The sequence below is a fragment of the Streptomyces sp. HUAS 31 genome (genome assembly GCF_028198125.1).
In the GTDB taxonomy this organism is placed as follows: Bacteria; Actinomycetota; Actinomycetes; order Streptomycetales; family Streptomycetaceae; genus Streptomyces; species Streptomyces chartreusis.
On record NZ_CP116353.1, the window covers coordinates 1,068,017 to 1,081,424 of the forward strand.

Genomic DNA, 13,408 nt, shown 5'->3' on the forward strand with positions numbered 1-13,408 from the left:
CGTACCGGGGCGTGTCAGGGGGCGAGGATCACGGACCGGGTGAGGTGGCGCGGCCGGTCCGGGTCGAGGCCGCGGGCGGCGGCTACGGCGACGGCGAGCCGCTGGGCGCGGACCAGTTCGGCGAGCGGGTCGAGACGGCCCTCGATCCACAGTCCCCCGGTGGCGCGCACCTGTTCCGCGAGCCCTTCGGGTGCCTCGCCGAACATCCAGGTGGCGGTGCCGGTGGTGGTGATGCTGATCGGGCCGTGCCGGTACTCCATGGCCGGGTAGGCCTCGGTCCAGGACAGGGACGCCTCGCGCATCTTCAGCCCGGCCTCGTTCGCCAGCCCCACGGTCCAGCCACGGCCGAGGAAGGTGAACTGGCCGCATTCCACGAGCCCTTCGGGCAGGTCGGCGGCGAGTGCGGTGCGCGCGTCGGTCACCGCGGCGTCGGGGTGCAGGCCGAGGTGGGCGCGGAGCAGGGTGAGGGCGGTGGTGGCGAAGCGGGTCTGCACGACGGACCGTTCGTCGGCGTAGTCGAGCACGACGATCTCGTCGGCGGCCGCCATCACGGGTGTGTCCGGGTCGGCGGTGATCGCCGTGGTGGGCGTGTGCCCCTCCAACCCCGCCAGCAGGTGCAGGACTTCGGTGGTGGTGCCGGACCGGGTCAGGGCGAGGACTCGGTCGTACGTCCGCCCGGCCGGGAACTCCGACGCGGCGAAGGCGTCGGTCTCGCCCTGGCCCGTGCCTTCGCGCAGGGCCGCGAACGCCTGTGCCATGAAGTACGACGTCCCGCAGCCGACGATCGCGACCCGCTCCCCCGGCTCCGGCAGCGCCCCGCCGAGGCCGGCGGCCTCGCCCGCGGCGCGTGCCCAGCACTCGGGCTGACTGTTGAGCTCGTCCTCGACATGCGTCATGCCGCCGTCCTCCTGGCTTTCCGCGAACTGGCTTCGCGAGCTGGCTTCCATGAACCTTCATGCTTTTTCTTGCAAGATATAGCGAGCTTTCGAGCAGAATCAAGCACTGGATGGTTTCGGGGGTGGGATAGGGTCGCCGCCAGGTCGAGGAATGCCGAGAAATGGAGGCTCGATGTCGCGCGACGCCCGCTGGAAGGCGCTGCTGGAGCTGCTCGTCGAGCGGGGCCGGCTGGACGTCGAGGAGGCGGCCGCCGAGCTGGCGGTGTCGTCCGCCACCATCCGCCGCGACTTCGACCAGCTGGCCGAGCAGCAGATGCTCGTGCGCACCCGGGGCGGCGCGGTGGTGCACGGAGTGTCGTACGAGCTGCCGCTGCGCTACAAGACCGCCCGGCACGCCTCCGAGAAGCAGCGCGTCGCCAAGGCGGTGGCCGACCTGATCGCGCCCGGCGAGGCCGTCGGACTGACCGGCGGCACGACGACCACGGAGGTGGCCCGCGCCCTGGCCGTGCGCAGCGACCTGACGTCGGGCTCGCCCGCGCTGACCGTCGTCACGAACGCCCTCAACATCGCCAATGAGCTGGCCGTGCGCCCCCAGTTCAAGATCGTGGTCACCGGCGGGGTCGCGCGTCCGCAGTCGTACGAGCTCATCGGGCCGCTCGCGGACGGCATCCTGGGCCAGATCACGATCGACGTGGCGGTGCTCGGTGTCGTCGCCTTCGACAGCGCGCACGGCGCCGCCGCGCACGACGAGGCGGAGGCCGCGATCAACCGGCTGCTGTGCGAGCGCGCCGAGCGGGTGATCGTGGCCGCGGACTCCAGCAAGCTGGGCCGGCGCGCCTTCGCCCGGATCTGCGCGACCGAAGCGGTGGACACGCTGGTCACGGACACGGCGGCCGACCCGGAGACCCTTCGCCGCTTCGAGGAGGCGGGCCTGCGGGTCATCGCCGTCTGAGCCCCGGGATCCCGCCGCCCCGCCCCTCCCCCGGCCGATTCCACCTACGCTGGGAGCGAGGCGCATGGCGGGCCAGGGAGGCTGCGATGAGCACTACTCCGATCGAGACGGGCGCACCGGGGGCGTCGCGGTACGTGCCGATCGCCGATCACGGCCTGATCGGCGACCTGCGCAGCGTGGCCCTGGTGGGCATCGACGGCACGATCGACTGGTACTGCTGCCCGTCCTTCGACGCGCCCAGCGTGTTCGCGGCGATCCTGGACGCCGAGCGGGGCGGCTGCTTCGAGCTGGCGGCCTCCGTGCCGGCCCGGACCAAGCAGTTCTACTTCCCCGACACGAACGTCCTGATCACCAGGTTCTTCACCGAGGACGGCGTCGGCGAGGTGCAGGACTTCATGCCGGTCGACGGCGAACCGGCAGAGGTCGAGCGGCACCGGCTGATCCGGCGTGTGGTGTGCGTGCGCGGGTCGATCCCGTTCCGTACCCGGGTCGCGCCCCGCTTCGACTACGGCACCCGGACGCACACCGTCCGCATGGACGGCGAGGTGGCGGTCTTCGAGTCGGAGGAGCTGGCCCTCGGCCTGACCTCCACCGTGCCGCTGGAGATCGACGGCCCGGATGTGTACGCCGACTTCAAGCTCTCCCAGGGCGAGTCGGCCGTGCTGGCGCTCGACCAGGTCGGCGGGGCGCTCGCGCTGAAGCGGTGCGCCCGGACCGAGGCCGAGATGCAGTTCAACAGCACGGTGGCGTACTGGCGGCGCTGGCTGTCCGCCTCCAAGTACCGGGGCCGCTGGCGGGAGATGGTGCACCGCTCGGCGCTGACCCTGAAGCTGCTCACCTATGCGCCCACCGGCGCCATCGTGGCGGCGCCGACGACGAGCCTGCCCGAGCAGGTCGGCGGCGAACGCAACTGGGACTACCGGTACATGTGGGTGCGCGACGCCGCCTTCTGCGTGTACGCGATGCTGCGGCTGGGCTTCACGACAGAGGCCGAGGCCTTCATGCGGTTCCTGACCGATCACGTGAGCCGTGGCGACGGCTCGCCCGCGGGACCGTTGCAGATCATGTACGGCATCGACGGCCGCACCGATCTGCCCGAGCGTGAACTCGACCATCTGGAGGGCCATCTCGGCTCCGCCCCGGTGCGGGTCGGCAACGCGGCCTCCGACCAGCTCCAGCTCGACATCTACGGTGCGCTGATCGACTCGATCTACCTGTACGACAAGTGGGCGCAACCCATCTCCAGCGACCAGTGGGACAACGTGTGCGCGCTGGTGGACTGGGTCTGCGAGAACTGGGACCAGCCCGACGAGGGCGTCTGGGAGACCCGCGGCGGTCGCAAGAACTTCCTGTACTCGCGGCTGATGTGCTGGGTCGCGATCGAGCGGGGCATCCGCATGGCCAACCGCCGCGGCCTGCCCGCCGAGCTGCCGCGCTGGCAGGAGTGCCGGGACAGGATCTACCGGCGGATCATGAGCCGGGGCTGGTCCGAGACGCGCCAGGCCTTCGTCCAGTGCGAGGACAGCGACGTACTGGACGCGGCGGTGCTGATGATGCCGATGGCGAAGTTCATCGCGCCGACCGACCCGAAGTGGCTGTCCACCCTCGACGCCCTCACCGAGGATCTGGTGTCCGACTCGCTGGTCTACCGCTACGACCCGGAGGCGAGCCCCGACGGACTGCGCGGCGACGAGGGCACGTTCTCCATCTGCTCGTTCTGGTACGTCGAGGCGATGGTACGGGCCGGCCGGGTCGACGAGGCGCGCCTCGCCTTCGAGAAGATGCTGACGTACGCCAACCATCTGGGCCTGTACGCCGAGGAGATCAGCCACACCGGCGAGCAACAGGGCAACTTCCCGCAGGCGTTCACGCATCTGTCCCTGATCAGTGCCGCGTTCAACCTGGATCGCGCTCTCGGATGAGGCGGGTTCGCGCCGGTTATCGAGCAGACATCGAACTTAGGTGAGGCTAACCTAAATAGGGTTCCCCAACTCGCCCGGAGGGCAACCCGAGATGACGCCTGGCTCGATCTTCCCGTACGTGATGCCGACCCCCGCGATGCTGCCCGACGACACCACGGGGTGGACCCTCGATCCGGAACGTGCGGCGCTCGTGGTCCTCAACCTGCAAAGACGCTTCGTACGTGTCCTGGCGGAGGAGGGCGCCCCGGTCGCCGAACTCCTCGCCAACGCGGCCCGGTTGGTGAACGCGGCACATGCCGCGGGCGTGCCCGTCATCCATTCGGTTCCGGCCGGGGAGCGCGGACCCGCCACCTACGTACGGCGGTCTCCGGCCCGGTCACCTGGGGTGCCGGACGACCGGGACGGCGAGGCGTTCGCCGAGCAGGTCGAGCCACGCACCGGCGACGCGGTGCTCACGGCCCGCAAGCACAGCGCGTTCGCCCGGACCCGGCTGGAGGGCCGGTTGCGCGACCTGCGGCGGGACCAGGTCGTGATCGCGGGGCTGTTCGCCCGGGTCGGGGTGCTGATGACCGCCGCGGACGCCTGGGTCCAGGACCTGGAGCCGTTCGTCGTCGCGGACGCCGTCGCCGACGCGTCGGCCGGGAGCCACGGCTTCGCGCTGGAGTGGGTGGCGGACACGTGCGGGGCGGTGACGTCCACGGACCGGGTGGTGACGGTCTTCGGCCTCGTCGCGCCCGCGGCGGAAGCGGTCTGACCCGGCCCGCCGGGGACCGCCCGGCGGGCCGGGCGCGAGTTCTCAGTGGCCGTGTTCCCCGGTCCCCTCGTCGTGCGCGGGCGCCTCCGTGGCGGTCGTGGCCGCACCCGCGCGGACGGTGAACTCCGCGGTGTGGACCTTGCCCTCGTGCTTGAAGTCGAGGAACAGACGGTAGGTGCCGCTGCTCGGCGCCGTGGCCGTGAACGAGATCTGCGGGCCGGGCCTCGTGCTGCCGTCGCCGGGTTCGCCGTTGGGGTGGACGTGGACGTAGGCGTGGTCGCCGGAGCGCAGGGCCACCAGGTGGCCGTAGGCGCCGAGGTAGGGCTGGAGGTTCTTCACCGGGCGGCCGTCACGGGAGACGTTCAGCTTGAGTTCGCCCGCCTTGCCCGGGCGCAGGCCGCCGTCGAGGCGGACCTCGTAGCCGTGGATCCTCGCGGTGCTGTTCGGTGCGGGCATCCGCTGCGGCTCGAAGGAGCCGGCGGCGGCCAGGTCCGCGCCGAGGGTGAGGTTCTCCGCGCCCTTCTTCGCCGGGGTGAAGTCGGCGAAGACGCGGTAGCCGCCCGCGCGGGGCAGTTCGACGGGGATGCTCCAGGTGCCGTCGGCGGCGCGGGTGGGGTGCAGGTGGCGGTAGGTGACCAGGTCGCGTGAGGCGACGATGAGGTGCAGTTCCTTCTCGTGTTCGCGCTGGTAGGCGGTGACCGCGCGACCGGCACTGTCACGGATGGCGAAGCTCAGCTCGGTGCGCTTCCCGGCGGTGACGGTCGGGGTCCGCAGGTCCAGGGTGTAGCCGCCCTCCGAGATCTGGAGTCCGCCGGCCGGCGCCGTCTCGTGCCCGCCGTGACCGCCCGCGTCCGGCTTCGCCTCGCCATGGCTCTCGTGACGGGCGGGCGCGGGGTCCTCCACGACGGGGTCGACACCCTTGCCCACGCCGTAGGCGGTGCCGAAGGTCGCGGCCAGTGCGGCGGCGAACGCGGTGATCCTCAGTCCGGCATGCATGGCGGTCTCCTACGGGTCTGATCCTTCGATACGGTCCTTCGATGCACCTCACGATACCCCTGGGGGGTACCAAGTCAACCCCGATCCAAGCTTGCGCGGACTACCCCCTAGGGGTATACATGGACTCCGGCAAGGATACCCCCACCCCGTATCAAGGTCGACCTCGACCACGTATCCCAGGAGGAACCCATGTCCACCACCACCTACGCCGTCTCCGGCATGAGCTGCGCCCACTGCAAGGCCACCCTCACCAAGGTCATCGGCGAGCTGGACGGCGTCACCGGGGTCGATGTCGATCTCGCGACCGGGCAGGTCACCGTCTCCAGCACCACCGAGCCCGACGACGCCCTGATAGGCGAGGTGGTCGACGACGCCGGTTACGAGCTGACCGGCCGCGTGGCCTGACCCGCACCCCGCCCGCGAGCCCGGCCCCGGGGCTCCGCCCCACCCCGCACGAGGAGCATCGATGACCACCACCGCGTCCGACCCCACGACCGAGGTAGAACTCGCCATCGGCGGCATGACCTGCGCCTCGTGCGCGGCCCGCATCGAGAAGAAGCTCAACCGCATGGACGGCGTCACCGCCACGGTCAACTACGCCACCGAGAAGGCGAAGGTCAGCTACGGCGGTGACGTCTCCGTGCCGGACCTGATCGCCACCGTCGAGGCGACCGGTTACACCGCGCGGGAGCCGGCGCCACCCGTCCAGGACGCCCCCGAGGAAACCGGCGGGGACGACGAACTGCGCCCGCTGCGGCAACGGTTGATCACCGCCGTGACGCTTGCCGTGCCCGTCGTCGCGATGGCCATGGTCCCGGCGCTCCAGTTCGAGTACTGGCAGTGGCTGTCGCTGACGCTGGCGGCGCCCGTCGTGGTGTACGCCGGATGGCCCTTCCACAAGGCCGCGTTCACCAATCTGCGGCACGGCGCGGCCACCATGGACACGCTGATCTCGGTCGGCACCGTCGCCGCGTTCCTGTGGTCCCTGTGGGCGCTGTTCCTCGGCACGGCGGGCGAGCCGGGCATGACCCACCCCTTCGAGCTGACCATCGCCCGCGGTGACGGCTCCGGGAACATCTACCTGGAGGCGGCCGCCGGAGTCGTCGCGTTCATCCTCGCCGGGCGCTACTTCGAGGCCCGCTCCAAGCGCAAGGCGGGGGCGGCGCTGAAGGCACTGCTGGAGCTGGGCGCCAAGGACGTCACCGTACTCGGCGACAACGGGAGCGAACGGACCGTACCCGTCTCGGAGTTGAAGGTCGGCGACCGCTTCCTCGTACGTCCCGGCGAGAAGATCGCCACCGACGGCACGGTCGTCGAGGGCTCGTCGGCGGTGGACGCCTCCATGCTCACCGGCGAGTCCGTGCCGGTGGAGGTCGCGCAGGGCGACCCGGTCACCGGGGCGACGATCAACGCGGGCGGACGGCTCGTCGTCGAGGCGACCCGGGTCGGTGCCGACACCCAGCTCGCCCGCATGGCGAAGCTGGTGGAGGACGCGCAGAACGGCAAGGCCGCGGCCCAGCGGCTCGCCGACCGGATCTCCGCCGTGTTCGTGCCGATCGTGATCGCACTCGCGCTGGCCACTCTGGGCTTCTGGCTCGGCAACGGCGCCGGTCCGGCAGCGGCGTTCACCGCCGGGGTCGCCGTCCTCATCATCGCCTGCCCGTGCGCCCTGGGCCTGGCCACGCCGACCGCGCTGATGGTGGGCACCGGGCGGGGCGCACAGCTCGGGATCCTGATCAAGGGCCCGGAGGTGCTGGAGTCCACGCGCAAGGTCGACACCATCGTCCTCGACAAGACGGGCACCGTGACCACCGGGCGCATGACCCTGCTCGCCGTGCACACCGCAGACCACACGGACGAGGCCGAAGTCCTGCGGCTCGCGGGCGCGTTGGAGCACGCATCCGAGCACCCGATCGCCCGTGCCGTGGCCGACGGGGCACTGGAGAAACTGGGTTCGCTGCCCACGCCCGAGGACTTCGCCAACGTGCCCGGACTCGGAGTGCAGGGCATCGTCGACGGACACGCGGTGCTGGTGGGCCGGGAGCGGCTGCTTGCAGAGTGGGCGATGGAGCTGCCCGAAGCCCTGCGGCAGGCCAAGTCCGATGCCGAGGCGGCCGGTCGTACCGCCATCGCGGTGGCCTGGGACGGTGAGGCGCGGGCCGTGCTGGAGGTCGCCGACGCGGTGAAGGAGACCAGCCCGGAGGCGATCCGGCGGCTGCGCGCCCTCGGTCTCACCCCGCTCCTGCTGACCGGCGACAACGACGCCGTCGCCCGGTCCGTCGCCCGCGAGGTCGGCATCGCGCCCGAGGACGTCATCGCCGAGGTGCTGCCGCAGGACAAGGCCGATGTCGTCAAGCGCCTCCAGGGCGAGGGCCGTTCGGTCGCGATGGTCGGCGACGGCGTCAACGACGCGGCCGCCCTGGCCCAGGCGGACCTGGGGCTGGCGATGGGCACGGGGACGGACGCGGCGATCGAGGCCGGCGACCTCACCCTGGTCCGCGGCGACCTGCGCGTGGCCGCCGACGCGATCCGGCTCTCCCGCAGGACGCTCGGCACCATCCGGTCGAACCTGTTCTGGGCCTTCGCCTACAACGTCGCCGCCCTGCCGCTCGCCGCGGCCGGTCTGCTCAACCCGATGATCGCCGGGGCGGCCATGGCCTTCTCCTCGGTGTTCGTGGTCGGCAACTCCCTGCGGCTGCGCTCGTTCCGGGCCGCGAACTGACGACTCCGCACCGAGGGAAGGGGGCGCCGCACGAGCGGCGCCCCCTTCTCTTCGTTCGTCAGCCGAAGGCCTTCACGGCCTGGTAGTACGTCCAGGCCGTGCTGTTGCACGCGGTCTTCGACGCACCGCTGTAGTTCGCGCACACACGCTTGAGGTCCTCGTAGAAGGCGCTGTCCAGACGGGACTTGTTGGCGTCGAAGGCGCCGATGGCCTTGTAGTTGCGGTAGCCGAAGTCGTGGCGGGCGCAGGACGTGGAGAAGGGGAAGCCGAAGGGGTTGTCGGGCGAGGAGGAGCAGTAGTCGGTGGACCAGTCGAACCCGTAGGCGGACCAGGCGGACTGGTTGTTGCGGGCGGCGACCCAGGCGTTGTAGCTGGACGCGCTGGTCTGGGTCCAACTGGACAGGACCTGGGGCTTGTCGGCGGGTGCGGCGTCGGCGGCCGCCGCGGTGGCGACGACGGTCACGAGGGAGAGGGCTGAGGCGGCAAGACCGGTGGCGAGTCTGCGGTGCATTCCACACCTCCATGAGGCTGCGACCCGCCCGTCGGGCCGCAGGTTCATGACAAGATGATTGACACCTGAACGGCTCTTTCACACCGCATGCGCCTCAATTGCCCATTAACTCTTGGACATGCGAGGAGATCAGGGGATGAATTCGACGTCCCTCCGTACGTCCACGGCGGTCAGCGCCAGGGCCAGCGGACCCGGGGCGAGGAACGCGAGCGGCACCAGCATCCAGGCGCACAGGGCCGCGGTGGCCACCGCGAGCAGCACCAGGCCGCTGCCGCCCAAGTCCCCTACGCAGTCACGGCCGGCCCGGCGCAGGGCGGTCCGCCAGTCGGTGAGCGACTCGGGGCGGGCGCAGGCACGCAGGCCCGCCACCATGGCGCACGCCCCGATGCAGGCGGCGATCACCGCGAAGGCCGACCCGCCCGGCAGTCCCGCCCGGGCCAGCGCCAGATCCGCGGCCAGCAGCAGGACGCCCGCCGCCGCGAGGGCGCCCACCACGAAGTCGCCGGTGCGCAGCCGTCGTCGTAGCAGCACGAAGTACCGCCCGGCGGTGGCGGGACGGTCCTCCCGGGCGCCGCGCAGCACCGCGCAGGCGGTCGACAGCGCGGCGGGGGCGGTCAGCAGGGGCAGACAGGCCACGGCGGTTGCGAGGCCGACGCTCAGCACGTCGGCGAACAGGGTCATGCGCGGGCCGAACACCTCGCCCGCCTCGCGTGCAGGCATCCCACTCACCCCTTCAGTCCGGAGCCGGCCATGCCCTCCACCAGGAACCTCTGGAAGGCGAGGAAGAACAGCACGATCGGCAGGAGCGCGATCACCGACAGGGCGAACATCGGGCCGAACGCCGAGGTGCTGGAGGCGTCGACGAACGAGCGCAGGGCGAGCGTGAGCGTGAACTTGTCCGGGTCGAAGAGGTAGATGAGCTGGGTGAAGAAGTCGTTCCACGTCCAGATGAAGGTGAAGATCGCCGTGGTGATCAGCGCGGGCCGGGTCAGCGGCAGCACCACCTGGAAGAAGCTGCGGAACGGGCCGCAGCCGTCGATGCGGGCGGCCTCCTCCAGCTCGCGCGGCAGACCCCGCATGAACTGCACGATCAGGAACACGAAGAACGCCTCCGTGGCCAGGAACTTCGGCAGGATCAGCGGCCAATACGTGTTCACCAGACCGAGCTGGTTGAAGATGATGTACTGCGGGATCAGCACCGCGTGGTGCGGCAGCATGATCGTGGCGATCATGAACGCGAACAACGGCCCGCGGAAGCGGAACCTCAGTCGCGCGAAGGCGTAGGCGGCGAGGGAGCAGCTGACGACGTTGCCGAGGACGGCGCCGCCCGCGATGAGCAGCGAGTTGCCCAGCAGCCGCCAGATGGGGACTTCGTTGACGCCGTCCAGAGCGGTTGAGTAGTTGGACCACTCCAGCCGGCCGGGCAGCAGGTCGAGGCTCGCGATGACCTCGTCGGCCGGCTTGAGCGAGGTGGCCAGCAGCCAGGCCAGCGGATACAGCATCACCAGCAGGGCGGCGAGGCAGCCGAGGTGCAGGGCGATCCGGCCCCGGCGGACGGGCTTGCGGGTGAGTGCGGTCGCGGTCATCGGTCCCCCTCGGAGGTGTAGAAGACCCAGGAGCGCGAGGTCCGGAACAGCACCGCCGTGACAGCGCCGATCACGATCAGCAGCACCCAGGCCATGGCGGAGGCGTAGCCCATGTGGGAGGCGACGAAGCCGCGGTCGTAGAGGTAGAGCGTGTAGACGAGCGTCGAGTCCGCGGGGCCGCCCTTGCCGGCGCCGATCGCGAAGGCCGGCGTGAAGACCTGGAACGCCTGGATGGTCTGGAGCACCAGGTTGAAGAACAGGACCGGGGACAGCATGGGGACGGTGACGGACAGGAACTGCCGCCATTTCCCGGCCCCGTCGACGGCCGCCGCCTCGTACAGCACGGCCGGGATCTGCTGGAGTCCGGCGAGGAAGATGACCATGGGCGCCCCGAACTGCCACACCGTCAGCAGCGCCACGGCGATGAGTGCCCAGCCGGGCCGGTTCACCCAGCCGCCGGTGCCGAACAGATTGTCCACGGTGCCGCCGTCGTTGAAGATCGCGCGCCAGACCAGCGCGATCGACATCGACGCCCCCAGCAGCGAGGGGGCGTAGAACGCGGACCGGTAGAAGGCCTTTCCGCGCTTCATGGACTTCAGGGCCAGCGCGACGACGAGGGCGAGTGCGAGCTGCAGCGGCACGGCGATGACGACGTACGTCAGGGTGGTCGTCACCGACCGCCAGTAACGCGGGTCCTCGGTGAACATCTGGACGTAGTTGCGCAGGCCCACCCAGCGCGGCGGGTTGAACAGGTCGTAGTCGGTGAAGGACAGGTACAGCGACACGGCCATCGGCAGCAGGGTCAGGACGACCGCGCCGAGCACCCATGGGGACAGGAACACCCAGGCGGGGCCCTGCCGTTCGCGCCGGCGCTTCGGGGTCACCGCGGTCTTCGCCCCTGCGGGGATGAGGGTGGTGGTCATGACCGCAGCTCCGCCTTCGCCTCGGTGACGTAGTTCTCGGCCGCCTCGCGGGGCGACATGCGCTCGTACGACACCTGGTCGTAGTCGCGTTGGAAGGTGGTCTGCAGGGCGTTGTCGCCGGACGGCGGGGCCTGCGGCGGGGTGTTGAGGGTGCCCTCCAGGGATGCCTGGTAGGCGGCGACCGTCTCGTCGAAATCGGTGAGCTGCGGCTCGATCTCCTTGCGGACCGAGTCGTTGACGGGGATGCCGCGGGTGGCACCGAGGATCTTCGCCGCCTGCTCGTCGTTGATGAGGAAGTCGACGAGCCGTGCCGCCTCCTTCGGGTGCCCGGTGTCGGCGCCGACGCCGAGGAACATCGACGGCTTGAAGTACTGGCCGGGTGTGCCGTCCTCGCCGGAGGGCATCGGCGCGAGCGCGATCCCGCCCGGTATGAGGGCGAGGTAACCGCTGGCCGGCGCGTCCCAGTTGGCGTCCGTCAGGGACTCGCCGCGGCCGAGCGGGGTGTTCTCGACGGAGCCGTCGAGCTGGGTGGTCTGCTCGGCCGGCGAGACGACGCCCTCGCGCCGCAGCTCGTCGGTGAAGGTCCACCAGCGGGTCAGGTCGTCGGCGGTGAAGCCGAGCCTGCCGTCCTCGGTGTAGAGGGACTTGCCCCGGCCGCGCAGCCAGACCTCGAAGCAGTCCTCGCTCTGGCCGGGGTCGGTGGCGCCGGGTTTGCCGGTCCTCTCCGCCAGGGCCCGCATGGTGTCGGCCCATTCCCTCCAGGTCCAGCTCCGGTCCGGGAGCGGAACGCCGGTCGCCTTCCATCCCTCGACGTCGTAGGCGATCGTCTCGGTGCCGCGGCCCTGCGGGACGGCGTACTGCGTGCCGTCCAGCCGGCCGGTGGCGAGCAGGCCCGTGTCGATCTCGCCGGTGCGCAGTACGGCCTTCTGCTCGCCGAGGTCGAGCAGGACCCCACCGGAGGCGTACTGGTCGATCTGGCGGTAGTCGAGCTGCATCACGTCGGGGGCGTCGCCGCCCGCGGCCTGGGTGGCGAGCTTCTGTTTGTAGGCGTCGTAGGCCGAGAACGACGTCTGCACCTGGATGCCGGGGTGCTGTTTCTCGAACAGGGCGAGGGCCTGCTCGGTGCGCTCCGCGCGGTCGGGGTTGCCCCACCACGTGTAGCGCAGCACGACCTTGCCGCCGCCGACCGACTCCCCGGATCCTGAGCAGCCCGCCAGCATCGCGCAGAGCGCCAGTGCCGCGGCCGAAGCGCAGAACCCCTTTGTCCTGTGTCCGGGCATGCCGAGGTCACCTCTCTTCTCCTCGGGCTCTTCTTGACGGCCCCCCTGTGCCCCCCCTTGAGCAAGCGGTGCTATTCGCCGCCGTACGGCAGCGTCGTCCCCGGCAGGTTGTACTCGTCCCGGCGGCCGCACATCCCGAACCCGCCGAGCCTGGTGGGCCCGGCCTCGTACGCGGTCGCGTCGCCGAGATACGCCGGCTCGCCGGCCGCCAGCGCGTCGAGCTGGGCGCCCGTGCGCTCGGCCGCCGCCCGCGCGCCGGCCCGCCACAGCTCCCGCCAGTCGGGCACCTTGGCACGCACGAGGCGGGCCGCGGAGCGCTGGAACTCCAGGTACGGGCCGTTGTCCCCTGCGACCAGCGCCTCGCGCAGGACCAGGTAGCCCTCGACGGCGAGGTCCCTGCGACGCCGGGCGGCGTCGGCGGTCTCCGGGCCCGTGCCGGGCGGGAGTACGGCGGCGGCCGCGTACTTCTCGGGATCGGCGAGGACTTCGGGCGGGAAGGTGAAGACGGCGTCCCCGGCCTCGGGCAGGCCGCTGTTCTGCATCAGCACGGTGATCCGCAGGTCGCCGCCCTGCACCATGCGGTGCACAGTGCCGGGTGTGAACCAGGCGACGGAGCCCGGCTCCAGGGGGATGTCCCGGTAGCCGTCGGGGCTGAGTGTCTGGACGGCGCCCCGGCCGCCGGTGACGACGTACGCCTCGGTGCACACCAGATGCAGATGCGGGCTGCCGCCGCACACGCCGTCCGCGGCCTCCCAGTCGTAGGCGCTGAGGTGGGACAGGCCGACGGCACCCGGCAGCGGACGCGGCAGGTGCGGCTTCCCCACGGCTTCCCCTCCGGGCTTCAGCACGGCTTTCCCTCCGGGCTT

Annotated in this window: 13 protein-coding genes; 5 read left to right on the forward strand and 8 right to left on the reverse strand. The window is 71.1% G+C overall.

Annotation, left to right across the window (positions count from 1 at the left end; translation table 11 throughout):
• Window positions 1-14: 14 nt before the first annotated feature.
• Window positions 15-896, reverse strand: coding sequence for an SIS domain-containing protein (locus PGH47_RS04540; RefSeq protein ID WP_271662341.1), 882 nt, complete (start codon window positions 894-896; stop codon window positions 15-17).
• A 172-nt stretch (window positions 897-1,068) separates the two neighbouring features.
• On the opposite strand from PGH47_RS04540, the gene PGH47_RS04545 reads away from it, so the two are divergent.
• The 3 genes from PGH47_RS04545 to PGH47_RS04555 all read left to right on the forward strand — a co-directional run bounded on the left by PGH47_RS04545 (window position 1,069) and on the right by PGH47_RS04555 (window position 4,524).
• Window positions 1,069-1,848 carry a DeoR/GlpR family DNA-binding transcription regulator gene (locus PGH47_RS04545; protein ID WP_271662342.1) on the forward strand — a complete coding sequence of 260 codons (780 nt, stop codon included), beginning with the start codon at window positions 1,069-1,071 and terminating at the stop codon, window positions 1,846-1,848.
• 86 nt (window positions 1,849-1,934) lie between these two features.
• Window positions 1,935-3,770 carry a glycoside hydrolase family 15 protein gene (locus PGH47_RS04550; protein WP_271662343.1) on the forward strand — a complete coding sequence of 612 codons (1,836 nt, stop codon included), beginning with the start codon at window positions 1,935-1,937 and terminating at the stop codon, window positions 3,768-3,770.
• Window positions 3,771-3,861: 91 nt separating this feature from the next.
• Window positions 3,862-4,524, forward strand: a complete 663-nt coding sequence (locus PGH47_RS04555; RefSeq protein ID WP_271662344.1) for an isochorismatase family protein — start codon at window positions 3,862-3,864, stop codon at window positions 4,522-4,524.
• A gap of 42 nt (window positions 4,525-4,566) precedes the next feature.
• Here PGH47_RS04555 and PGH47_RS04560 read toward each other — a convergent pair whose 3' ends face one another.
• The gene (locus tag PGH47_RS04560) at window positions 4,567-5,520 is read right to left on the reverse strand and encodes a hypothetical protein (RefSeq protein WP_271662345.1); all 954 of its coding nucleotides are present in this window, start codon (window positions 5,518-5,520) and stop codon (window positions 4,567-4,569) included.
• Window positions 5,521-5,709: 189 nt separating this feature from the next.
• On the opposite strand from PGH47_RS04560, the gene PGH47_RS04565 reads away from it, so the two are divergent.
• Window positions 5,710-5,925 (forward strand): heavy-metal-associated domain-containing protein, encoded by a 216-nt coding sequence (locus tag PGH47_RS04565; RefSeq protein ID WP_271662346.1) that lies wholly within the window; start codon window positions 5,710-5,712, stop codon window positions 5,923-5,925.
• 61 nt (window positions 5,926-5,986) lie between these two features.
• Complete coding sequence (locus PGH47_RS04570) at window positions 5,987-8,242, forward strand: heavy metal translocating P-type ATPase (protein ID WP_271662347.1); 2,256 nt, start codon at window positions 5,987-5,989, stop codon at window positions 8,240-8,242.
• 58 nt (window positions 8,243-8,300) lie between these two features.
• On the opposite strand, the gene PGH47_RS04575 is transcribed toward PGH47_RS04570, so the two are convergent.
• The 6 genes from PGH47_RS04575 to PGH47_RS04600 all read right to left on the reverse strand — a co-directional run bounded on the left by PGH47_RS04575 (window position 8,301) and on the right by PGH47_RS04600 (window position 13,366).
• Window positions 8,301-8,753, reverse strand: a complete 453-nt coding sequence (locus PGH47_RS04575) for a phospholipase (protein ID WP_093867272.1) — start codon at window positions 8,751-8,753, stop codon at window positions 8,301-8,303.
• Between the two features lie 129 nt (window positions 8,754-8,882).
• Window positions 8,883-9,473, reverse strand: a complete 591-nt coding sequence (locus tag PGH47_RS04580; RefSeq protein WP_271662348.1) for a hypothetical protein — start codon at window positions 9,471-9,473, stop codon at window positions 8,883-8,885.
• Between the two features lie 5 nt (window positions 9,474-9,478).
• Window positions 9,479-10,339, reverse strand: coding sequence for a carbohydrate ABC transporter permease (locus PGH47_RS04585; RefSeq protein WP_271662349.1), 861 nt, complete (start codon window positions 10,337-10,339; stop codon window positions 9,479-9,481).
• A complete protein-coding gene (locus PGH47_RS04590; RefSeq protein ID WP_271662350.1) occupies window positions 10,336-11,262 on the reverse strand; it encodes a carbohydrate ABC transporter permease in 927 nt (308 codons plus the stop codon). Before PGH47_RS04590 ends, PGH47_RS04585 begins: the two co-directional genes overlap by 4 nt.
• Window positions 11,259-12,542, reverse strand: a complete 1,284-nt coding sequence (locus PGH47_RS04595; protein ID WP_271662351.1) for an ABC transporter substrate-binding protein — start codon at window positions 12,540-12,542, stop codon at window positions 11,259-11,261. Before PGH47_RS04595 ends, PGH47_RS04590 begins: the two co-directional genes overlap by 4 nt.
• 71 nt (window positions 12,543-12,613) lie before the next feature.
• Window positions 12,614-13,366 (reverse strand): cupin, encoded by a 753-nt coding sequence (locus PGH47_RS04600; RefSeq protein ID WP_271662352.1) that lies wholly within the window; start codon window positions 13,364-13,366, stop codon window positions 12,614-12,616.
• Window positions 13,367-13,408 lie beyond the last annotated feature (42 nt).